We start from the raw sequence: 22356 nt of genomic DNA on the forward strand, positions 1-22356 counted from the left end.
GTCTTGCAGTGCACGCAGTTCGACGCGTTGATCTGCAGCTTGAGTCCACCAGCACCGTTGTCGACCATCTCGTAAACGTTCGCCGGACAAAACCGGACGCAGGGGTGGCCGTACTCGGGCCCACAAATGCTGTGGCACACGTCCGTTTGCACCAGCAGGTGCACCGGCTGGTCCTCGTCGTGATGCGTGCCGGAGTAGTGCGCGCCGGTGACCTTGTCGAACGTGATCTTGCGATCGATGGGCGCGGCATTCGACGGGACCAGGATGTCCCGCTTGGTCATGCCGTAGTAGTCCTCGATCTTCTGCATCGCCTGGTGGCCGGGATGCCCCGACAGTTCGGGGAGGCCCTTGCCGTTGGTGAACATCGCGATGCCGGCGTAGGCGCCGCCGACCATGGTGCCGTGGCCAAATGCCTGGTGCACGTTGCGAACCGGATAGAGCTCGGTCTTGATCGCGCTCGCGTCCACCAACGCCTTGTAGCGTGCCAGTGACGTTCGGCTCGTGTCGCCCGATCGCACGGCATCGAACACGGCTTCAGCCGCCAGCATGCCGCTGCGCATGGCGAGGTGAATCCCCTTCAGCCGTGTCGAGTTCACGAAGTTGGCCGCATCGCCGACAATCACGCCGCCATCGAAATACAGCTGCGGCTGCGTGTTCCAGCCGCCCTCGGGCAGCGCCTTGGCGCCGTAGCGGACAATCGCGCCGCCCTCGAGAATGCCGCTGATGAACGGGTGCCGCTTGAAGTGCTGGAAGGCCGCGTGGGGATCGAACAGCGGATCCTTGTAGTCGAGACCGACGACGAAGCCGATCGAGAGCCGGCCGTCGGGCAGCGCATACAGCCAGCTGCCGCCGAACTCTTCATCGCGCAGCGGATAGCCAAGCGTGTGGATCACGGTGCCGGGCGCGAGGCGATCCTTCGGGATGTCCCAGAGTTCCTTGATGCCGATCGCGAACTGCGCCGGCTCGGACTCGGCCGACAGGTGCAGCGTCTGGTTCAGCTGCTTGGTGAGGTGACCACGCGGGCCGTCGGCAAAGATCGTGACCTTGGCGTGAATGTCGGCGCCCGGCTCGAACGCGCCTTTCGCCTTGCCGTCCTTGCCCAGCCCGCGGTCGCCGGTGCGGACGCCAATCACGCGATCGCCGTCGAACAGCACCGTCTGCCCGGGGAACCCCATGAACAGGTCGATGCCCTCTGCCTCGACCTGGCTCGCCAGCCACTTCGCGAACTGGTTGAGCGAGATGATGTAGTTGCCGTGATTCTGGAACGGCGGCGGCGTGATCGGCAGCCGGAACTTCCTCTCCGGCGTCAGGAAGTAGATGTTGTCCTGGTGCACTTCCTGCGCCAGGGGCGCGCCCTTGGCCTGGAAGTCGGGAATCAGGTCGCGCAGCGTCGACGGATCGAGCAAGGCGCCCGATAACTGGTGCTGGCCGGCGTTGGCGGCTTTCTCGATGACCGCAATCGCGAGCGGCTCACCGCCCTTCTGCTTCTGGAGTTGAGCGAGGCGCAACGCCGCCGACAAGCCACCCGGCCCGCCGCCGACGATCAGCACATCAACTTCAAGCGTCTCGCGTTCAGCCATCAGCCCTTTTGAAGCTCCGCGATGATTGCCGGCGCGAGCTCGAACAGGTCACCCTGGATGCCGTAATCGGCCACTTCGAAGATCGGCGCCTCGGCGTCCTTGTTGATGGCGACGATCACGCGTGAGCCCTTCATGCCGACGAGGTGCTGAATCGCGCCGGAGATTCCCAGCGCGACATACAGCTTCGGGGCCACGGTCTGGCCCGAGCTGCCGATCTGGCGTTCCATGGGCAGCCAGCCGTTGTCGCAAATCGGCCGCGAGGCCGCCAGCTCGGCGCCGAAGGCCTTCGCCAGCTGTTCCGCGATGGCAATGTTCTCGACTGCCTTGATGCCCCGTCCGACCGCGACAATGCGCTCGGCCTGCGACAGGTCTACCGCTTGCTTGGCCTCCTGGAACGGCGCTTCGGGTTTCTGGCGAATCTTCGACTCGTCGATCGTGATCGCCGCCGCGGCAATCGGCGCCGGGGCGCTGCCCTTCGCGGCCGCGTCGGCGCGAAACGCGCCGATCTGAATGCTGATCAGGAACGGGCCCTCGCCCTGCGGCACCACGTCGGCCACGAGCTTGCCCTGGAACATCGGCCGCGAGAACGCGGTCGCGCCACCCACCGCCTTGATCGCGGTCACGTCGGTAATCAGTGCGCGATCCATGCGCGTCGCCAGGGTTGGCGAGAAGTCGCGCGTCTGGTAGGTGTGAGAGAAGAACACGTAGGCCGGCGCGACCTGCGCAATCACCTGCTGCAGTGCCTGGACGAACCCGTCGGGCGTGTAGATGGCCAGCGCCGCGTGCTCGACGGTCAGCACTTCGGCGACGGCCGCCTGCGCCAGCTCCGCCGCAACCGCCGCCACGCCCTGCCCCGCCACGGCCACCTTCACCGGCATCGCTGCGCCGGCCAGTTGCTGCGCCGCAGCAATGGCTTCCCAACTCGCGCGATTGAGCTTGCCCTGCTGTTGTTCCGCAATGACCAGAATCACAGGACCCTCGCTTCTTCGCGCAGCCGCTTGACGAGCTCTTTCGCGGCTTCCGCCGGCGAGCCCCCAATCATCACGGTCTGCTTCGACTTCTGCGGCGCGCTGAGCGCCACGACCTTGAGCCGTGGCGACAGGCCCGCAGGCGCCGCCACCTTGACGATCTCTTTCTTCTTGGCCGCCATGATCCCCTTGAGCGTGGCGTAGCGCAGCTGGTTGATGCCGCTCTGGATCGTCAGGAGCGCCGGCAACGGCATCGCCACGTGCTGGAACCAGCCGCCTTCGAGTTCGCGCTTCACCTTCAGGTTCGCCCCATCCACGAGCACTTCCATGATGATGGTCGAGTGCGGCATGCCCAACTTCTCGGCCAGCACCGGGCCGAACTGCGCGTGCCCCTGGTCGTCGGACTGCAGCCCGGTCAGGATCAGATCAAACTGCTGTTCGGCCATGGCCGGCGCCAGCGCCGCGGCGGCCGTATACGCATCGGCCGCGCCGAGCGAGTCGTCTTCGACGTGCAGCGCGCGGTCGGCGCCGCGCGCCAGCGCCTCGCGAATCACCTGCTGCACGCGGCTGGGACCGGCAGAGCACACCACGACCTCGCCGCCGTGCTTCTCCCGCAGGCGCAGGCTCTCTTCGAGCGCATACGCATCGGGCTCGTTCATTTCGTAGCTGACGTCCTGCTCGCGGACCCACGTCTGGTCGTCGTTCAGACGCGGCTGCCACTCGCGGGTCGGCACTTGCTTGATACAGACTGCTATTTTCATTCGGTAGTCCTGCCGTCTTGCGTTTGGAGAGCGACGGCTTCAGCCGTCGCTGGAGCGGCGGCCGCTAAAGCGGCCGCCCTCCGAACGTCACGGTCGTCATTCAACGTATCTCTTCATCAACAGCGCGCCGTTGGTCCCCCCGAAGCCGAACGAATTCGACAGGGCGTAGTCGATCGTCATGGGCCGCGCCGTGTGCGGCACGTAGTCGAGGTCGCAGCCCTCGTCGGCCTGCTCCAGGTTGATGGTGGGCGCCGCCGTCTGGTGACGCACCGACAGCGCGGTGATGCCGGCCTCGAGGCCGCCGGCCGCGCCGAGCAGGTGGCCGGTCATCGACTTGGTCGATGAAATCGCCAGCTTGCGCGCGTGCTCGCCGAACACGCGCTTGATCGCGGTCGTCTCGATGCGATCGTTGTGCGGCGTCGAGGTGCCGTGGGCGTTGACGTAGTTGACCTGGTCGGGACGAATCCCGGCCGAGGCAATCGCCGCATTCATCACCCGGAACGCGCCATCGCCGTCTTCGGATGGCGCGGTCATGTGGTACGCATCGCCCGACATGCCGTAGCCGACCATCTCGGCATAAATCGTCGCGCCGCGGCGCTTCGCAAACTCGAGTTCTTCGAGCACGAGAATGCCGGCGCCCTCGCCCAGGACGAAGCCGTCGCGGTCCTTCTCGAACGGGCGGCTGGCCTTGGCCGGGTCGTCATTACGCGTCGACAGCGCGCGCAGCGCGGCAAAGCCGCCGACGCCCATGGGGCACACGGCCGCTTCCGCGCCGCCGGAAATCATCGCGTCGGCCGCGCCGCGCCGGATGATCTCGTAGGAGTCGCCAATCGCATGCGCCGACGCCGTGCAGGCGGTGCAGGTCGCGAGGTTAGGCCCCTTGGCGCCGTAGCGAATCGACACCTGGCCCGAGGCCAGGTTGATGATCGACGAAGGGATGAAGAACGGAGAAATCTTGCGCGGGCCGCCGGCCAGGTACGCCGCGTGCTCCCGCTCGATGGTGGTGAACCCGCCGATGCCTGAGCCGATGAACACGCCGACGCGGTCGGCGACCTCGGGCGTAATCACCAGCCGCGCATCGTCCATGGCGTATTGCGACGCCGCCACGGCGAACTGAATGAAGATGTCCATCTTCTTCAGTTCCTTTTTTTCGATGAACTGCAGCGGATCGAAATTCTTCACTTCGCCCGCGAACCGCGTCGAGAACGCGGTGGCGTCGAAGCGCGTGATCGGGCCAATGCCGCTCTTGCCCGCGCATAGCGCGTCCCAGTTCGCCTGAGCGCCCATGCCGACCGGCGACACCAGGCCCACGCCGGTCACTACGACTCGCCTGCTCACTTGACCTCCGAACGAAACGGCACCCCATCACGGGGTGCCCTTGCTGGTCGCGTGCCCGCTTACTTCTTCTTGGCGTGCGACTCGATGTAGTCGACCGCTTCCTTGACGCGCGTGATCTTCTCCGCTTCCTCGTCAGGAATCTCAATGCCGAATTCTTCCTCGAACGCCATCACGAGCTCGACGGTATCGAGCGAGTCGGCGCCCAGGTCGTCCACGAACGAAGCATCCGGGGTGACTTCTTCCTCGTCCACACCCAACTGCTCCACGATAATGCTCTTCACCTTGTCGGCAACGGCCACGAGTCCCTCCTACATGTACATCCCGCCGTTGACGGCGAGAACCTGACCAGTAATATACGCTGCATCGTCGGATGCCAGGAAGCCAACCGCCGCCGCAATGTCGTCCGGCGAGCCGAGCCGGCCCAACGGAATTTGCGACGACCAGTCGGTCTTGGCCGCCTCGGTGATCGCGCGCGTCATGTCGGTCTCGACCAACCCTGGCGCCACCACATTCACCGTCACCTGGCGCGACGCGACTTCACGCGCCAGGGCCTTGCAAAACCCAATCAACCCCGCTTTTGACGCCGCGTAGTTGGCCTGCCCGGCGTTGCCCATCTGCCCGACGACCGAGCTGATGGCGACGATCCGGCCGCTGCGCTGCTTGATCATCGGCCTGAGCGCCGCCTGGCACAGCGTAAACGCCGCCGTCAGGTTGGTCGCCAGCACGTCGTCCCAATCGGCGCGCTTCATGCGCAGCATCAACTGGTCGCGGGTGATGCCGGCGTTGCTCACGAGGATGTCGAGCCGCCCGTGCCGCTCGACCGCGCCCTTGAGCAACGCCTCGACGGCGGCCGCATCGGTGACATCGAGACCGTGCGCGAACGCCGTGCCGCCGGCCGCCGTAATCTCGGCCGCGGTGGCGTCGGCATTCGTGCCGCGCGCCACGCACAGCACGGTGGCGCCGCCGTTGGCCAGGCGCAGCGCGATCGCCCGGCCGATGCCGCGCGACGCACCCGTCACGATCGCGATCTTGCCGTCGAACTGTCTCAGAGTAATCCCCCGATCGCCGCCAGGTCTTCGGGACCCTCGACGTTCAGAATGGTGGCGCCCGGGACGATCTTCTTCACGAGACCGCTCAACACTTTCCCCGGACCTACTTCAACATATCGGGTGACGCCTTCCGACGCAAGACGCTGGATGACGTTTTCCCACCGTACCGGCGACGATACCTGCCGGATCAACGCCTCAATCGCATCGGCGGCGGTGCGTTTCGGCTCCGCGTCGACGTTGGCCACGACCGGAATGCGCGGGTCGTGTGACGCGGCGGCGCGCAGTTCAGGCGCGAGCCGTTCTTCCGCCGGCTTCATCAGCGCGCAGTGAAAGGGCGCGCTGACCGGCAACGGAATGGCACGCTTGGCGCCGAGCTGCTTGGCATACTCGCCGGCGCGGGCGACCGCCGCGGCCGAGCCGGCAATCACGATCTGGCCGGGGCTGTTCAGGTTCGCCGCACTGACCACCTCGCCCTGGGCCGCTTCGAGGCACGCCTGGTTCACGCCCGCCTCGTCGAGGCCGAGAATGGCGGCCATGGCGCCCTGCCCCACCGGCACGGCTTGCTGCATGTAGCTGCCACGGTTACGGACCAGGCGCACGGCATCGGCGAACGCCAGCGTCCCGGCCGCGACATGCGCTGAATACTCGCCCAGGCTGTGGCCGGCAACAAAGGCCGGCGCCAGGCCGCGCTCGGCGAGCAAACGCCAGACGGCCACGCTCATGGTCAGGATGGCCGGCTGCGTGTTGGCCGTCAGCTGCAATTGCTCCGCGGGACCGTTGAAGATCAGCCCGCTGAGGGACTCGCCGAGTGCCGCGTCGGCCTCGGCAAACGTGTTGGCGCAAATGGGGAACTGATCGGCCAGCGCCTTGCCCATGCCGACCGCCTGCGAGCCCTGCCCGGGAAACAAGCAGGCAATCACGACTGAGTCACCGCAAAAGTAGCCATCTCGTGTCGAAGCTGCTCCACCATTTGATGCTCTGCCATGCGTGACGCCATCGCCACGGCGTTACGAACCGCCTTCACCGACGACCGGCCGTGCCCGACGATGCACACGCCGGCGACGCCGAGCAGCGGCGCGCCGCCGAACTCCGAGTAGTCCACGCGCTTGCGAAACCGCCGGAACGCGCGCCGCGAGAGCAGGTACCCCATCTGGCTCGAAAACGTGCTCTGCAGTTCCTCGCCGAGCAGCTCTTCGACCATCTCGACCAGGCCTTCGCTCAACTTCAAGGCGACGTTCCCAGTAAACCCGTCGCACACAATCACGTCGGCATCCCCCGAGAAGATGCTGCGCGCCTCGACGTTGCCGATGAACCGAAGCGCCGAGGCCTTAATCAGCTGGTGCGCCTCGCGCGTCAGCTCGTTGCCCTTCGTCTCTTCCTCGCCGATCGACAACAGCCCGATGCGAGGTCGCGCCACGCCCAGTCCGGTCTTGGCGTAGACCGCGCCCATGTGGGCAAACTGCAGCAGGTGGGCTGGGCGGCACGCCACCGTCGCCCCGACATCGAGCAGCACCGCCGACCCTTGCCGGGTCGGCACGGTCGGCGCCAGGGCCGGCCGATCGACACCCGGCAACATGCCAAACGCGCCATGCGCCGCGACCACGCACGCCCCGGTGTGCCCGGCGCTAAACAGCGCCGCGGCCTCGCCCGAGGCCACCAGCTCGGCGGCGACACGGATCGAGGCCCTCGGCTTGCGGCGCAAGGCGTGGGCCGGCGATTCGGCCATGTCGACCACGTCTGGCGCGTCAACGACGCGCACATCCAGGGTCTCGGCGTCGGGATGGCGTTGAAGCTCGGCGCGGATCTCGCCGGCGCGGCCGACCAGATCGATGCCCAGGCCGAGGTACCGCGCGGCGGCCAAGGCGCCCTCGACCGGGCGCCCGGGCGCGTGATCGCCGCCCATCGCGTCAACCGCGATGCGCATGGGGGTGGTTAGTCGTTATTGACCGGACGCACCTGGCGCGCGCGGTAGAAACCGCAATACGCGCACACGCGGTGAGCGGCCTTGGGCTCGCTGCACTGCGGGCACAGGCCGGGCGTGGTGGCCTTGAGCGCGTCGTGAGTGCGGCGCTTACGGCCGCGGGTCTTGGAGTGTCTGCGTTTTGGATTAGGCATCGTCGTGCTTTCGCTTCGTGATCAACGTCTTCAAAACATCCATCCGTGTATCTTCCATCTGCGGATTGCAATCGCAGGCGGCGAGATTACGGTTGGTCCCACATTGCGGGCAGATCCCCTTGCATGCCGGCGTGCACAGCGGCTTCATCGGCAAGGCCAGGTAGAACTGTTCCCGCAACAACTCGATCAGGTCGATCTGCTCGTCCCGATAGTACGTAATCGAGACGTCGTCTTCTTCGACCTCGACTTCGGTCTCGTCGTCTTCGTCCTTCGCGGCATCCACTGCCGTTGAGGGCAGGAACCGCAGGTCGAATTCGCGATCGACCGGCAACACAAACGGCTCGACACACCGGCTGCACTCCAGCCCGAGCTCGGTCTTGACGGTGCCCACCAGACGGAACCGGTCGTGATCCTTATGGATCGTGACCCGAAGGTCCACCGGGGCGATCACCCGGTACTCCTCGCCCTCTCCCGGCAAGTCGGCCGGATCGAAGACCTTGGCAATTTCGGTCTCGGGCAGACGGATATGGGACAGTTCGAGGCGCATCTTCAAAAACCTGACAGGCTTGCCGGTCCGGCTAAAGCCGGACCCTACAAGTACTTCCGGGAATTTCTCCGGCGTACAAGACTTTTCAGTATACCACGCTGGGGCCCACCCAGGGCTTGGGGATGAACAGGCGCTCGAAGAGGGTGACGGCGAAGCGGTCGGTCATGCCCGCCACGAAGTCCTGGGCGGCCACATCCACCCCCTCCGCGGCAATGGTCCGGACGTCCAGGAACTCTTCCGGACGCTCCTGGACCTTCTCCCAGAGCCCGCCAAGAATGCCCGCGGCCTTGGCAAACTCGGCCGTGGCGCTCTGGTTTTCGTAGACGGCCTCGAACAGGTAGCCACGCAGGTCGACGAGCGCGGTCAGGACGGGCTCGCTCATCCGGATCTCCGACAGGCCGCCGTCGAGCGTCTGGTGGACAACGTCGGTGACCAGCCGGCCAATGCGTTCGGACGACGAGTGCCCGAGGACCTCGGTCGCCCCTTTCGGCAGGCTGGTCTCCGAGATGATTCCGGCCCGCACCGCATCGTCAATGTCGTGGTTCACATAGGCCGAGATATCGGCCACGCGGGCGACCTGTCCTTCGATGGTGCTGGCGCGATGCTCGGGCGGCGCGCCGACCGGCATGCCGTGCTTGCCCTTGGAGTGCCGGGCAATGCCGTCGCGCACTTCCCACGTGAGGTTCAAGCCCTGGCGGTCGTTCTCGAGCACGTCGACAATGCGCAGGCTCTGTTCGTAGTGGTTGAAGCCCCCCGGCACCAGCGCGCTGAGCACCCGCTCCCCCGCGTGGCCAAATGGCGTGTGGCCCAGGTCGTGGCCCAGGGCGATGGCCTCGGTCAGTTCCTCGTGCAGGTGCAGGACCTTGGCGATGGTGCGGGCAATCTGCGCGACTTCGAGCGTGTGGGTGAGACGCGTCCGGTAGTGATCGCCGGTCGGCGCGAAGAACACCTGGGTCTTGTGCTTCAGCCGCCGGAATGCCTTGGTGTGGACAATGCGGTCGCGGTCGCGCTGGAACGCCGGCCGAATCGGATCCTCGGTTTCGGGGCGGATGCGGCCCTTGCTCTCGGCGCTCTTCGCGGCCTGCGGCGCCAGGGTTTGCCGTTCGCGCGCCTCGAGTTGTTCGCGGATCATCGGGCGCCCTGCGCTCGTCATTTGCTCCATTGTATCGTCGGTCTAATGTGGCGTCCGGTTTTAGCCGGACCTTCAGCGGCGGACAATGTCCTTCAGGAAGCTCGTGCCGTGAGCAAGTGGACCGACGCCGAAGACCTCGGCGAGCGTCTGGCCGAGGTCGGCGAAAGTGGCCCGCGTGCCAAGGTCCACACCCGCGCGCACGCGCGCGCCGTGCAACAACACCGGCACGTGCTCTCGAGAATGGTCCGTGCTGGGCGTGGTCGGGTCGTTCCCGTGGTCGGCCGTGATCACGAGCAGGTCGTCGGGCCCCAGTTGCGGCAGCAATTGCGCCAGTCGGACGTCGAAGCGATCGAGGTTGGCGCCGTAGCCCACCGTGTCGTTGCGGTGGCCGTAGACGGCGTCAAAATCAACCAGGTTGGCAAAGATCAAGCCGCGGTCCTGCGTCTGCAGCAGCGACGCAATGCGGTCCATGCCGTCCGCATCGCTTTTGGTCGGATGCGTCCCTGTCACTCCACGGCCCGCAAACAAGTCGGCGACCTTCCCCACCGACGTGACCGGGTGGCCGCCGGCCACCAGGCGATCGAGCAGCGTCTCGGCCACGGGCGGCATGGCGTAGTCGTGCCGATTCGAGGTGCGCGCAAACGAACCTGGCAACCCGATGAACGGACGGGCAATAACCCGTCCCAGGCCGAGTCCACGGACGACCAGGTCGTAGGCCGCATCGCACCACTGGTACAGGGTCTCGACCGGCACGATGCCTTCGTGTGCGGCAATCTGGAAGACGCTGTCGGCGGAGGTGTAGACGATCGGGAAGCCCGTCTCCATGTGCCGCGGCCCCAGTTCGTCGATGATGGCGGTGCCCGACGCCACCACGTTGCCGATCGACGGGCGGCCAATGCGCTCTTCGAAGGCCTGAATCAGCTCCGGCGGAAAGCCGTTGGGAAATGTCGGGAAGGCACGGTCGAGCACCACGCCCATCAGCTCCCAATGGCCGGTGACCGAATCCTTGCCGGCGGAGCGTTCCGCCATTCGTCCGTATGCGCCCGAGGCGGTCGCCGGCATCCCAGGCAGCGGCACCAGCCGCCCCAGGCCCATGCCGGCGAGGGTGGGGATGCTTAACGGCACCTGCGCCGCGATGTTACCGAGGGTATTACTCCCCTCGTCCGCGTACAGCGCGGCATCGGGCAACTCGCCGATGCCAACGCTGTCGAGCACGATAACGAGAGCGCGTGAAAACACGCGTCAGGGATGGTGGGACGAGAAGTAGTTCGGCACGCTGCGCGGCGTGCGAATTGTCGCAATCGCGTGCTTGAAGATCAGGTGATCCATGCCCGCGTGCTCGACGATCAAGGCAAACCGATCGAAGTTCTTGATGCGCGCTTCGAACTCGCGCCCATCGAGCAGGTGGACGGTGACGGGCAACTTCTCGCGACGTGCGTAGTTCAGGAAGACGTCCTGAATGTTAGGAGCGCCGGTCTTGGCCTCAGGTATCGGCGACATTTTTCCCGTCCTTCAACAGGTCCCGCGCGGACAGCATCGAAATTACGCTGTCTTGCACGTCGGCGTGAGTGCCGGGACCGTCAAACCAGTCAAGGTTAGGCTCTTTTCGGAACCAGATCAACTGCCGACGCGCATATCGGCGGTTCTCTTGCGCAATCAACGCACGGGTGGCCGCCTCGTCGCGCACGCCCTGCAGATGCTCCATGGCCTGGCGATAGACCAGGCCGCCAAACGGCCTGGCGCTCGACGGCACGCCGGCCGCCAGCAGCCCGCGGATTTCGTCCAGCAAGCCTGCGTCGAACTGTGCATCCACGCGGCTGGTCAGCCGTTCCGACAGCCAGGCCGCCGGCATGCGCAGGCCGATCGGAATCACCTGCACGTCGGGATCGAGCAGGGACGCGGTCGCCTCGAAGTGCGAGGTCAACGGCCGGCCGGTCAGGAAATACACCTCGAGGGCCCGGATAATCCGCTTGAGGTCGCGGGGCATGATGCGCGCGGCCGACGCCGGGTCCACACGCCCCATCAGGCGGTGCAGCCGTTCCACACCGCGCCTGGCGGCAATCGCTTCGAGCCGTCCCCTCAGTCTGGCATCAGCCGGCGGGCCCGGAAAGAGGCCCCGGGTCAGGGCCCGGTAGTAGAAGCCCGTGCCGCCGACCAGGATCGGGATGCGGCCGCGGCCCTGGATCCCGCGGATCGCCGCCGTGGCATCGCGCGCGAACTGCGCGGCCGTGTACTCGTCGGTGGGATCGGCGATATCGATCAGGTGATGCGGGATGCCCCGCCGTTCGGCCATGGGCACCTTGTCGGTGCCGATGTCGAAGCCGCGGTACACGGCTGTGGAATCGCAGTTGATGATCTCGCCACCCAGCCGCTCGGCCAGCGCAATGCCAAGCGCGCTCTTGCCAACGGCGGTGGGTCCGAGAACTGCGATTAAGGGCTTCACTGCCCCGGCGGATTCTCGTTGTAGAAGAACGTGACCGTGAAGAACGCCTTGTCTTCCGGATACTCGGGCGGCAGCGGCGTCGTCGGATTCGAGGCCCGCAGGGCGTTGACGGCCGACAAGTTGAACGATTCAATCTCCGACGGCCGGACCACGGTGACGTCGGTCAGCGCGCCATTGCGGTGCACGTTGAAGGTGATCACCACCCGCCCGCGCATGGTCTGCGCCGCCATCGGCACGAACCAGTTTCGCCGCACCTGCGAGATGAACCGGCGAATCCACGGACCGAACTCGACGCCCCTGGTGTCGAACTGCAGGGGCCCAAACTCCTGCATCTGGCCCTTCTGGTTGTCGAACGATTCGTTTTGGACGTACTTCTGCAGGTTCTTCAGCGCATCGCCCAGCGAGCCACCCGCCGGCGGCTGCACCTGCGGACGCTGCATCATCGCCATCTGCGGATCGGTCCGCGGATCGTTCATGGGCGGCGTTTCCACGGGCGGGGCCGGTGGTGCCGACTCCGGCGCCGGGCCGTCCCCCCGCATCTTCTCTTCGGGCGTGGCCTCGGTCCGCTCGGTCGAGTTGCCACGGGCGGCCGGCAGCGGGTTGGTCATCTCCGGCACCCGATCCGGCGTGCGGGCGCTGCGGTCGACATCCGACATCTCCGCGCGCTCCGGCTGAGTCAGCGGCGGCAGGTCCATCTTCGGCTGCACGAAGACGAACGTCGGCGCGTTCTCGTCGCGGGGCCGCGGCTGCATCACTTGCTCTTCGGGCGAGCGCTGCGGCAGAAATTCTGGCAGGAACAGGAAGACGGCGACGATCGCGGCGTGCACGAAAATCGACACAGCAACGCCGTCGCGTCGGTTAATGGCGGACCCAACCGGCTCGATATCGCGGTAGCGATCATCGAAGTCGAAGTACATCAGTAGGTTACAGGATTATACATGCTGGTTAAGGTGCCTAAGGTGCCTTAGGCTCCCTATGTTTTTTGACCCGTATAGAGATAGACGGCGCCGAACATGAATGGCCTTGCCTGAACTTGTGAAAACCCTGCGGCAGACAGAATTTCCGCGAACTCGTCGCCATAGGGAAAGGCCCCGATGGACTCGGGGAGGTAGGTATAGGCGGCGTCGTGACGCGACACGGCACGGCCGATCCGCGGAAGGATGTTGCGGGAATACCACTGGTAGATTGGCCCGAAGATCGGCGAGCTGGGCGTGCCGAACTCGAGAATCGCGACCCGGCCACCAGGACGAAGGGCTCGCACCAGCTCCCGGCACGCGACCTCCGGCAGCTGCACATTGCGAATACCGAAGGCGATGGTCGCGGCGTGCACCGATTCGTTCGCGACCGGCAGGTGCATGGCATCACCGCGCAGCAGCTGGATCCGTCCGGCGAGGCCGCCCTTCTCCACCTTCAAGAGACCGTGCGTCAGCATGGCGCCTGAAAAATCCACGCCGACGACGCGGGCGGCGCCGGTGCGGGCCGCGCCAATCGCGACATCGGCAGTCCCGGTGCAGACATCGAGCAGCCGCTCGCGCCCGGTGAGCTTCAGCGAGGCAATGGCATGCCGGCGCCAGTAGCGATCGACGCCGCCCGAGAGCACCGTGTTCAGCAAATCGTAACGGCCGGCAATGGCGTCGAACATGCCGGCGATCTTCTCGGGCGACTTATCCGGACTGTCTGTGCCTAATCCGCGTTTAATCTGTGGCCTATCCGACATACAGCGCCAGTCCCGTCGTCACGAAATACAAGATGCCCACCCACCCATTCAAATCGAATGCGCGCTTGACCTGCGACAGGTCGTGCTCGCTGACCAGCGACTGTTCGTAGACCAGCAACGCCGCGACCAGCGCGACGCCGCCGAGATAGATCGGCCCAAGTGGCACCAGCGCCGCCAGCGTGGCCATGCAGATCACGGTGGCCACGTGCATCACGCGCGAGATGACCAGCGAGCGCGCCACGCCGTAGCGGACCGGGATCGAGTTGAGGCCATGGGCGCGATCGAACTCCAGGTCCTGGCAGGCATAGAGAATGTCGAAGCCGCCCACCCACAAGCCAATCGCCAGGCCCAGCAGCCAGGGCTCCCACCCGCCGCGGCCGCCCGCGGCCAGCCAGCCGCCGACCGGCGCCACCGCCATCGCCAAGCCGAGAAAGGCCTGCGTATAGGAGGTGAAGCGCTTGGCTACCGAGTACCAGAACACAATGCCCAGCGCCACCGGCGACAGCATCCCGCACAGCGGGTTGAGGCGCGCGGCCGCGAACACGAACACGATCGAGGAGACGCCGACGAAGATCGTCGCCTCGGCCCGGCTCATGGCGCCTCGCGGGATCTCGCGCATCGCGGTCCGCGGATTCAGGGCATCGAACCGGGCGTCAACGAGGCGATTGAAGCCCATGGCGGCGCTCCTCGCCGAGACCATGGCCACCACCACCCACCCCACCTGGCTCCAGTAAAACGGCGCCTCGCGCCACGCCAGCAGCGCACCGGTGAGCGCAAACGGCAGCGCGAACACCGAGTGGCTGAAACGAACGAAGGACAGATACGTGACGAGACGGTTAGGTGCCAAGGGTGCCAGGGGTGCCTAAAGTGCCTAAGGTGCCTAAGGTGCCTAAGGTGCCTAAGGTGCCTGGGGTGCTCAGGTGCTTGATTCGAGCGGGGTTGATCCCACTCACCAGGTACTCTTCAATATCATCCACTGGGCCGGGTAGTTCGATGGCGATAATCTGTGCCCGCTTGCCGGGGGTCAAGGAGCCGAGGTCGGCGTCGAGGCCCAAGGCGCGCGCACCGGTCAGGGTGGCGCTCTCGAGCAGTTTCGACGCCGGCACGCCGGGCGCGATCGCGCGCATGGTCTTCAGCTCGCTGAACAGGTTCAGGTCGTCAACGCTCGCGAGGCTGTCGGTGCCAATGGCGACCGGCACGCCCGAGTCGTAGAAGCGCTGGATGGGCGGCAGGCCGACGCCGACCCATTGATTGCTACGGGGGCAGGTGACCAGGGTGGCGCCGATCGCGGCCAACCGCGCCAGCGCAGCGTCATCGAACTGCACGCCGTGCACGACGAGTGTGCGGGCGTCGATCACGCCGAGGCGGTCCAGGTACTCAACCGGGCCGCAGCCGGGAACGGCCCAGTCGTCGCGCCACACCCCGATCAACTCGAGCATGCCTCGCCAGGGCCCGGTGCCGGAGGCCAGCAACTCGGTCTCTTCCGGCGACTCGCCAAGGTGAACGCTCATGATCGGGCAGGCGGACGCGCCCACCTCCGCACGGATCGCCTGGAACAATTCAGGCGAGGTCGAGTACGGCGCATGCGGCGCCAGCGACACGCAGCCAACCGCATCGGCCCGCGCGGCGCGCGTGCGCTCGACGCCGGCGCCGTCCCGGTCGTTGAAACCCAACAACTCGTGAAAGACGATGCCAGCGAGACCGGCGGCGGTCAGAAGCGGCGGCGAGGCGAGCGAGTTGCTGATGTCGCCGACGGCCACCGTGCCGCTCGCCTGCAATTCGCGGATTGCCCCGCGCAACGGCTCGAGCACGGCGGGGTCGTCGGCGCGCTCGACCCCGCGGCGAATCGCGAACAGTTGCTTGACCCAGTCGGTGAACTTCCCCGCCGGCGGCACGCGTCCGCGCAGCCACGATAGTTCCAGATGGATGTGCGCGTTGATGAGCCCGGGCATCAGGACCACGTTGCCGAGGTCCCTGATCCCCGGTCCCTGATCCCTGATCCCCGGTCCCTGATCCCCGATCCCTGGTCCCTGATCCCTGATCCCTGGTCCCTGATCCCTGATCCCTGTTATGCGGCCGCCCTCGACATGCACGAGGCCGTCCCTCATCGGCGGCTGATCGATCGGGCAGATCCAGGCCGCCCGGTAGGCGGTCATGCGACCGGCGACGCCGGCGGCTGGGAACGCTGCCGCTTGCCGGCGGCGGTGCGAGCGGGATAGTTGACCAGTTCGACGGGCACGGTCGTGTCCCCGGCTTCGCGCGCGGTCGACAACTCCAGCGTGCGCGGGACCTGGTGTTCGCGAAAGAACGGGTCGCCCAAAATCTCGTAGTGCATGTTGCGTCGCTTGGCAGAGAAACCCGCGTCCTCGGCGTTGCGGACGATTTCCACTTCGTCCATGCAGTACACGGCGCCGGCCGCCCGGACGACGTTCTCTTCGATCATCACGCTGCCCATGTCGTTGGCGCCGAACGCGAGGCTCAACTGCCCGACCTTGCCGCCCTGGGTGACCCACGACGCCTGCAGGTTGTCGAAGTTGTCGAGCACCAGCCGGGCAATCGCCAGGGTGCGCAGGTACTCGATGCCGGTCGCTTCGGTGCCGCCGCGCTCGGTGTGCTCGGGCTGGTAGCTCCAGGCGATGAACGCCGTGAAGCCGGCGGTCTCGTCCTGCAGGTCGCGCAGCCGCAGCATGTGCTCGAGCCGTTCTTCGTCGCTCTCGACCGTGCCGTACATCATCGTCGCCGTCGTGCGCAGCCCGGCCCGGTGCGCATGGCGCATCACGTCCAGCCACTCGTCGGCCGTGGCCTTCGCATAGCAGTTCAGCAGCTTGCGCACGCGGTCGACCAGGATCTCGGCACCGCCGCCCGGCACGCTGTCGAGGCCGGCAGCGATCAGCCGCGCGATGACTTCGGGAACCGGCAACTTCGAGGTGCGAGAGATGTGCAGCACCTCCGGCGGGGACAGCGCATGCAGCTTGAAGTCGGGGAACCGCTGCTTCACGCCGCGGAACAGATCCTCGTACCACGCCAGCGGCAGATCAGGGTTATGGCCGCCCTGCAGCAGCAGTTGCCCGCCGCCGAGGGCCTGCGTCTCTTCGATTTTCCGGTAGATCTCGTCGAAGCCGAGCACGTAGCCTTCGCCGTGGCCGACCTCGCGGTAGAACGCACAGAAGTTGCAGCGGGCGACGCACACGTTGGTGTAGTTGACGTTGCGATCGATGATGTAAGTGACCACGCCGGCCGGGTGCTTGCGGCGGCGCACGCCGTCGGCCATGCGGCCGAGCCAGTAGGTCGGCGCGTGGCGATAAAGCGCTAACGCCTCGTCTGCGGCCAGCCGGCCGCCCGCTTCGATTCGCTGCTCGAACGCCTTGAGATCCATAGCTACTGATAGAAACGGAGGGGTTTCAACGCGACGGCCACACCCACTTCGACGCCCAGTTCGAGAAAGCGTCTCAGGCCGGCGGCCTCGCGATCGCCCAGCCCGTACTTGAGATTATCACGCAGGTATGCCAGCGACCTGGCCTCGTGGGCGGCATCGCCGCCAGCCACGCCCCGGGCGATCTCCGGCAGGTGCGCCTCGCCCGCTGTGCGGGCCGCGAGCAACGCCGCACACTGCGCGGGCGAAGCCGCCCCCTCGCGTCCGGTCCACATCGCATAGACGAACGGCAGGCCGGTGAGGGCGCGCCATTCGCCGCCAAGGTCGTACTTCGACAGGCCACGCCCCGCGGCATCGATCTCGAGCGCCGGGTCGCCAATGACCAGCGCGGCATCGGCGGTCGCCAGCATCGCGTCCAGGTCTGGGGCTGCGGGCATAAACGCGGGCGCGATGCCCCACCGCTTCGCGCACAGGATGCGCGTCAGCGCCGCCGAGGTCCGCGAACTCACGTCGAGGGCGAGGGAACGAACCTCCCCGATCGGCACCTTCGAGAAAACCGCCACCGACGCCACCTCGCCGTCCGAAGCAATCGCCACGTCTGGCACGATCCAGTAATCCTGGGGTCCCCGGATGTACTCGATGGCTGGAACCAGCCCCAGGTCGACCCGCCCTTCGTGCAACAGCGCGGCGCAGACCGCCGGCACGTCATAGCGCAGCTCGAACTGATCGGACATGGCGTCGAGGCCATACACCAGCGGCTTCGTGTTCAGGTACGACACCGCGCCCAGGCGCAGCGGCGTCATGCGGGCGATGTCCGCTCGCGAGGCTGGAAGCCGGCCGCGGCGATGTTACGGGTGACGTCTTCGAGAGAGGTCCGGCGCCGCCCCAGCGACTCGTCATCGGTGATTGACACGCGATCGAGATCGTTCGCGCCGAAGGTCAGCGCCACCTGGGCCAGCTTGGGGCCATACTGCTGCCAATCCACCTGCACATTCGGGACCCCGGGCAGCGCCAATCGCGCCAGCGCCACCGCCCTGACATCGTCATAGCCAGTCGTCGGCACGGCAATCGACTGTTCCCGCGAGAGCGGCGCAATGGTCGTGAGCCACGGGAACTTGTCGGCCAGCGCGCGGGCCTGGATCAGCATGGGCGTGCGCGCCTCGATGTTGGGCTTTTGCAGAGACAGGCACTGCACCGGCAGCCCCGCGTCCTGGCAGGCCTGGAGGGCCGCCTCGGCATTGGCCAGGCGATCCAGGGGTGCCTCGACGATGGCACCAAGCCCCGCCTGTTTCAGTTGCGCGAGCACGCCGGCCAGGTCTCCCCAGCCACGGTCGATGATGTCGGCCAGCGAGAAGCCACTCACCACTGAGTTCTCTGCGGCGCCCTTGGCTTGCGCGACGACCTGGACGGTCTCCGACAAAGTCGCAGCCGTGTCAGTAATTCGCACTTCCGCACCCTTGGCACCGCTGGCACCTTGAATTTCCACCACCCGAACGAACGTGACGCTGTCGCCGACACGGGCGCGGCGGACCTCGTCGGCGAGCATGCCGAGCGACAGGATGTCGGCCGACGCCAGCTCGTCGAGTTCGGCGGCGGACAGCGGTTGGTTGGCGCGCGCGCGATCGGCAATCGCGGAATTGATAGTCACAGCTGGTGTCCCATTAGTTCAACAATCCTCGTCGCCAGCGCCAGTGCCGCGCGGCCCTGCTGCCCGGTCACGGCCGGCGCGCGGCCGTCGCGGACCGCACCGAGGAAATCCTCGAGCTCGCCTTTCAGCGCTTCGTCGCCGGCCACTTCCAGCTTACCGCCGCCAATCGTCGGCGCTCCCGCCGGCTGCGGCACGAGGCGCCACATCTCGACTTCCCGCGCCGCGGTATCGATCGACACGTAGGCATCCTGCTGGAAGAACCGGATCTTGCGGACCGGCTCGCGGCTGATGCGGCTGGCCGTCAGGTTGGCGATGCAGCCGTTGGCGAACCGCAACCGCGCGTTGGCAATGTCGATGCGCGGAGTCAGCACGGGCACGCCCACTGCTTCGACCCCTTCGACTTCACTGGGCACCAGGCTCAGGATCAAGTCGAGGTCATGGATCATGAGGTCGAGCACCACGTCGATGTCGAGGCTGCGCCCGGGCAGCTGCCCCAGGCGATGCACCTCGATGAACCGGGGGTCCTTCAGGTGCGGGCGGGCGGCCAGCACCGCCGGGTTGAAACGCTCGCTATGGCCGACGGCCAGGACGACGCCGCGGGAGCTGGCCGTGGCAATCAAGGCATCGGCCTCGGCGACGGTCTGGGTAATCGGCTTCTCGACCAGCGTGTGCACGCCGGCCTCGAGCAGGCCCAGCGCAATCCGCGCGTGGCTTTCGGTGGGCACGGCGACCACGGCCACATCGATCTTCCCTGGAACCTGGGCGACCTCGGCATAGGCGCTCGTGCCGCGCTCGGCGGCGACCTGGTTCGCCCGAGCCGCGTCCGTGTCGACCACGCCGGCCAGCGTCACGCCCGGCAGCGACGCCAGAATGCGCGCATGGTGCTTGCCGAGGTGCCCGACGCCAACCACCACTGCCCTCACGCCCCGCCTCCGCTATCGCTTCGGCGCGGCAGGCTGCGGCCGACAATCGCGATCCCAGCTTCGTTCGCGGATGCGAAGAACGCCTCGCGGTCGAAGATCAACGTGCGCCCGGCATCGATCGACAACACCGTGGCGCCGGCCACCCGCATGGCCTGGATGGTCGCGAGCCCGACGATGGGCACGTCGAAGCGCATGTCCTGGTTCGGCTTGGCGACCTTGATGACCGCGACGCCGTCGCCGGCCAGTTGCCCGGCCCTGGCAATGGTTTCGTCGGTGCCCTCCATCGCTTCGACCGCCACCACCGCCAGGTGCTTCACCGCGATGGTCTGGCCAATGTCGAGGCCGGCGATGGTGTCGGCCATGCGATAGCCGAATTCGAGGTCTTTGCCTTCAGCCTCGTTGGGCGCCCGGTTGCTCAACAGCCCGGCCCCGGCCAGCAGCGGCTCGAGAAATGCCGTCGAGTTGACGAGCTCAACGCCGTGTTCGCGCATCAGGTCGGCGACCGCGGCAATCAGCGCATCGGTGTTCATGGCCTTGACCCGCGAGAGCAGCGCCATAGCCGTGAGGTCCGGCACGAAGCCGCCAAAGATCTTGATGTGCTTGACCTGTCCCGCCATGACCGCCTGGGTCAGGCCGGCGTCCTTGAGAATCTTGAGGAAGGTGCCGAGCTGGCCGATCGAGATCCAGTGAACCACCGCCTTCGGTTCGCGCGCCGCGGCCTCGTCGATCTCCCTCGAAGCCTCTTCCTTGAGGGCAATGACGGTGACGTCGTAGCCGAGTGAGCGCGCCGCGTCGAGCACCAGGAATGGGAATCGCCCGTTGCCCGCAATCAGGCCGATCTTCATCAGTCCTCGGCGGACTCTTCCGCCTTCTTGCCGCCCCGGCGCAGGATGACCCCGCGCGACGCGCTGCGGATGAACTGCACGAGGTTGTTGACTTCGGGGCTCGCCAGCGCGGGATCCTGCTCGATGCGCTCCATGGCCTGGGTCGTGTTCAGCTTCGACTGCAGCAGGTAGCGATACGCCGCGCGCAGCTGCTTCAAGGTCGCGTCGGAAAACCCGCGGCGCTTCAAGCCGATCAGGTTGAGGCCGAACACCCGCGCCGGGCGGCTCCCCACGGTGCGCCCGTACGGCAGGGCGTCCTTGGTGATCACCGAGTAGCCGCCGATGAAGGCATACGGGCCGACCCGGCAGAACTGGTGGACCGCCGAACCGGCGCTGACGTTGACGAAATCCGAGACCGAGACGTGGCCGCCGAGCGTGGCGTGCGGGCCGAAGATGGTCTCGTTGCCGACGTGGCAGTCGTGCGCGACGTGCACGTAATTCATGAACAGGTTGCGGTCGCCGATGGTCGTCACGCCGCCGCCGCCGGCGGTGCCGCGGTGAATGGTGACGAACTCGCGGAAGATGTTGCGCTGGCCGATCACCAGCCGGGTGTCTTCGCCCTTGTACTTCAGGTCTTGCGGCGGCAGTCCGATCGAGGCAAACGGATAGACCTCGGTACCGTCGCCAATGCTGGTGTTGCCGTCGATCACAGCCGACGCGCCGATCTTGCAATTGCGGCCAATGCGCACCTGCGGACCAATCGTCGCAAACGCGCCCACCACGGTGCCGGCGCCAATCTCGGCGCCGTCGTGCACCCGCGCCGACGGATCGACCTCGGCGCTCGGCGTAACCATCAGGACCAACTCCGCCTCGGCCACGGCCTGGCCATCGACGTCGGCCGCGGCGGCGGCGCGCACGAGCGAGCCCTTCGAGTCCTTGAGCGTGACCGTGAGCCGGAGGCGATCGCCGGGCACGACCTGTCGCCGAAACTTTGCCCCGTCCACACCGCGCAGGTGAACGCGGCAGGTGGCCAGGGCGCCGGCGCGATCGAGCAGCAGTGCGGTGGCGACCTGGGTCAGCGCCTCGATCATCAAGACCGCTGGCATCAGCGGCTTGCCGGGGAAATGACCCTGGAAGAAGTCTTCGTTGGCGGTGACGTTCTTGATCGCGACCATCCGCTTTCCCGGCTCATGCTCGTCGATGGTATCGACGAGCAGCGAGGGAAAGCGGTGGGTCAGGCGATCGAGAACCGCGGGGAAGCCGGCGATCACCGGCCGGGCGGCTTGGTGGGCGCTGCCGGCTTTGCCGTCACGGGCTTGGCCGAGTCGAGCTTCTTGATGACTTCGCCCGAGATGTCGAGCGCGGCATCCGCCCACACCAAACCGGCGTCCGGTCCGTTGAAGATGAACTGCAGGTCCATTTCAGCGGCGACCTGCTGCAACACCGGCTCGAGGCGCTGCTGGAACTCGCTCTGCAGATCCTGCTGCAGCTCCTGCACTTCGGCCTGCGCGTCCTGCGTGAAACGCTGCACCTCGACGTTGATCTTCTCAATCTGCTTTTGCAGGTCGGCCGCGACGGCCGCGCTCATGACGGCGCCTTCCTTCTCGAGCCGCGCCTGCATGGCCTGCATCTGCGTCTGCTTGTTGGTCAGCTCGGCAGCCTTCTTCTGCTGCAGCGCCTGGATGCGGGTGGTCGCGACCCGGCCGTCGGCCGATTCGTTGGCAATCCGCTGCAACACGACGTACGCCACCTTGGCGCCCTGCGGGAACGGCCGCGGAGCGGGCGGCTGGGCCGGGGCCGCCGCGGGCGGGGCCGCCTGGGCCGGGGCCGGGGCGGGGGCGGCGGGCGCCTGGGCGAACGTGGGAGATGCGGTCAGCACCACGCTAAACGCAACAACAACAGCAAAAGCTCTCATTACCAAGGTCCTTTCAGTCACGA

At 66.7% G+C, this 22356-nt stretch carries 25 protein-coding genes; all 25 read right to left on the reverse strand.

Annotation, left to right across the window (positions count from 1 at the left end):
- Positions 1–1580: electron-transfer flavoprotein:ubiquinone oxidoreductase (locus Q8T13_10190; GenBank protein MDP3718120.1), on the reverse strand; the 1580-nt coding region annotated here is incomplete at its 3' end.
- Entirely contained in the window at positions 1580–2551 is a 972-nt protein-coding gene (locus tag Q8T13_10195) for an electron transfer flavoprotein subunit alpha/FixB family protein (protein MDP3718121.1), read from the reverse strand. The genes Q8T13_10195 and Q8T13_10190, both read right to left, overlap by 1 nt.
- On the reverse strand, positions 2548–3309 hold the full coding sequence (locus Q8T13_10200; protein ID MDP3718122.1) for an electron transfer flavoprotein subunit beta/FixA family protein: 762 nt from the start codon (positions 3307–3309) through the stop codon (positions 2548–2550). Before Q8T13_10200 ends, Q8T13_10195 begins: the two co-directional genes overlap by 4 nt.
- A 96-nt stretch (positions 3310–3405) precedes the next feature.
- On the reverse strand, positions 3406–4647 hold the full coding sequence (fabF, locus tag Q8T13_10205) for a beta-ketoacyl-ACP synthase II (GenBank protein MDP3718123.1): 1242 nt from the start codon (positions 4645–4647) through the stop codon (positions 3406–3408).
- A gap of 59 nt (positions 4648–4706) precedes the next feature.
- Positions 4707–4946 carry an acyl carrier protein gene (gene acpP, locus Q8T13_10210; protein MDP3718124.1) on the reverse strand — a complete coding sequence of 80 codons (240 nt, stop codon included), beginning with the start codon at positions 4944–4946 and terminating at the stop codon, positions 4707–4709.
- Positions 4947–4955: 9 nt separating this feature from the next.
- Positions 4956–5696 (reverse strand): 3-oxoacyl-ACP reductase FabG, encoded by a 741-nt coding sequence (fabG, locus tag Q8T13_10215; GenBank protein ID MDP3718125.1) that lies wholly within the window; start codon positions 5694–5696, stop codon positions 4956–4958.
- Positions 5693–6616 carry an ACP S-malonyltransferase gene (fabD, locus tag Q8T13_10220; GenBank protein MDP3718126.1) on the reverse strand — a complete coding sequence of 308 codons (924 nt, stop codon included), beginning with the start codon at positions 6614–6616 and terminating at the stop codon, positions 5693–5695. The genes fabG and fabD overlap by 4 nt, the downstream gene beginning before the upstream one ends.
- Positions 6613–7620, reverse strand: a complete 1008-nt coding sequence (plsX, locus tag Q8T13_10225) for a phosphate acyltransferase PlsX (GenBank protein ID MDP3718127.1) — start codon at positions 7618–7620, stop codon at positions 6613–6615. The genes fabD and plsX overlap by 4 nt, the downstream gene beginning before the upstream one ends.
- A gap of 8 nt (positions 7621–7628) precedes the next feature.
- Complete coding sequence (rpmF, locus tag Q8T13_10230) at positions 7629–7811, reverse strand: 50S ribosomal protein L32 (GenBank protein ID MDP3718128.1); 183 nt, start codon at positions 7809–7811, stop codon at positions 7629–7631.
- A complete protein-coding gene (locus Q8T13_10235) occupies positions 7804–8358 on the reverse strand; it encodes a DUF177 domain-containing protein (protein MDP3718129.1) in 555 nt (184 codons plus the stop codon). The genes rpmF and Q8T13_10235 overlap by 8 nt, the downstream gene beginning before the upstream one ends.
- 85 nt (positions 8359–8443) lie before the next feature.
- On the reverse strand, positions 8444–9511 hold the full coding sequence (locus tag Q8T13_10240) for a deoxyguanosinetriphosphate triphosphohydrolase (protein MDP3718130.1): 1068 nt from the start codon (positions 9509–9511) through the stop codon (positions 8444–8446).
- 51 nt (positions 9512–9562) lie between these two features.
- Positions 9563–10729 carry a phosphopentomutase gene (locus Q8T13_10245; GenBank protein MDP3718131.1) on the reverse strand — a complete coding sequence of 389 codons (1167 nt, stop codon included), beginning with the start codon at positions 10727–10729 and terminating at the stop codon, positions 9563–9565.
- 3 nt (positions 10730–10732) lie between these two features.
- Positions 10733–10990 carry an RNA chaperone Hfq gene (gene hfq, locus Q8T13_10250; GenBank protein ID MDP3718132.1) on the reverse strand — a complete coding sequence of 86 codons (258 nt, stop codon included), beginning with the start codon at positions 10988–10990 and terminating at the stop codon, positions 10733–10735.
- Positions 10974–11933 carry a tRNA (adenosine(37)-N6)-dimethylallyltransferase MiaA gene (gene miaA / locus Q8T13_10255; GenBank protein ID MDP3718133.1) on the reverse strand — a complete coding sequence of 320 codons (960 nt, stop codon included), beginning with the start codon at positions 11931–11933 and terminating at the stop codon, positions 10974–10976. Before miaA ends, hfq begins: the two co-directional genes overlap by 17 nt.
- Entirely contained in the window at positions 11930–12850 is a 921-nt protein-coding gene (locus Q8T13_10260; protein MDP3718134.1) for a TonB family protein, read from the reverse strand. The genes miaA and Q8T13_10260 overlap by 4 nt, the downstream gene beginning before the upstream one ends.
- A gap of 56 nt (positions 12851–12906) precedes the next feature.
- The gene (ubiE, locus tag Q8T13_10265) at positions 12907–13650 is read right to left on the reverse strand and encodes a bifunctional demethylmenaquinone methyltransferase/2-methoxy-6-polyprenyl-1,4-benzoquinol methylase UbiE (protein ID MDP3718135.1); all 744 of its coding nucleotides are present in this window, start codon (positions 13648–13650) and stop codon (positions 12907–12909) included.
- Positions 13640–14497: a UbiA-like polyprenyltransferase gene (locus Q8T13_10270; GenBank protein MDP3718136.1), complete on the reverse strand. Its 858-nt coding sequence runs from the start codon at positions 14495–14497 to the stop codon at positions 13640–13642. Before Q8T13_10270 ends, ubiE begins: the two co-directional genes overlap by 11 nt.
- Entirely contained in the window at positions 14487–15806 is a 1320-nt protein-coding gene (locus tag Q8T13_10275) for an amidohydrolase family protein (protein MDP3718137.1), read from the reverse strand. The genes Q8T13_10270 and Q8T13_10275 overlap by 11 nt, the downstream gene beginning before the upstream one ends.
- Positions 15803–17026: a cyclic dehypoxanthinyl futalosine synthase gene (gene mqnC, locus Q8T13_10280; GenBank protein MDP3718138.1), complete on the reverse strand. Its 1224-nt coding sequence runs from the start codon at positions 17024–17026 to the stop codon at positions 15803–15805. The genes Q8T13_10275 and mqnC overlap by 4 nt, the downstream gene beginning before the upstream one ends.
- A 2-nt stretch (positions 17027–17028) precedes the next feature.
- A complete protein-coding gene (locus Q8T13_10285; GenBank protein MDP3718139.1) occupies positions 17029–17826 on the reverse strand; it encodes a menaquinone biosynthesis protein in 798 nt (265 codons plus the stop codon).
- On the reverse strand, positions 17823–18671 hold the full coding sequence (locus tag Q8T13_10290; protein ID MDP3718140.1) for a hypothetical protein: 849 nt from the start codon (positions 18669–18671) through the stop codon (positions 17823–17825). Before Q8T13_10290 ends, Q8T13_10285 begins: the two co-directional genes overlap by 4 nt.
- Positions 18668–19594, reverse strand: a complete 927-nt coding sequence (locus tag Q8T13_10295; GenBank protein ID MDP3718141.1) for a Gfo/Idh/MocA family oxidoreductase — start codon at positions 19592–19594, stop codon at positions 18668–18670. The genes Q8T13_10290 and Q8T13_10295 overlap by 4 nt, the downstream gene beginning before the upstream one ends.
- The gene (gene lpxI / locus Q8T13_10300) at positions 19591–20439 is read right to left on the reverse strand and encodes a UDP-2,3-diacylglucosamine diphosphatase LpxI (GenBank protein ID MDP3718142.1); all 849 of its coding nucleotides are present in this window, start codon (positions 20437–20439) and stop codon (positions 19591–19593) included. The genes Q8T13_10295 and lpxI overlap by 4 nt, the downstream gene beginning before the upstream one ends.
- Positions 20439–21689: an acyl-ACP--UDP-N-acetylglucosamine O-acyltransferase gene (lpxA, locus tag Q8T13_10305; GenBank protein MDP3718143.1), complete on the reverse strand. Its 1251-nt coding sequence runs from the start codon at positions 21687–21689 to the stop codon at positions 20439–20441. The genes lpxI and lpxA overlap by 1 nt, the downstream gene beginning before the upstream one ends.
- Positions 21686–22333, reverse strand: a complete 648-nt coding sequence (locus Q8T13_10310) for an OmpH family outer membrane protein (protein ID MDP3718144.1) — start codon at positions 22331–22333, stop codon at positions 21686–21688. Before Q8T13_10310 ends, lpxA begins: the two co-directional genes overlap by 4 nt.
- Positions 22334–22356 lie beyond the last annotated feature (23 nt).

This window comes from Acidobacteriota bacterium, assembly GCA_030697165.1.
In the GTDB taxonomy this organism is placed as follows: Bacteria; Acidobacteriota; Vicinamibacteria; order Vicinamibacterales; family UBA2999; genus 12-FULL-67-14b.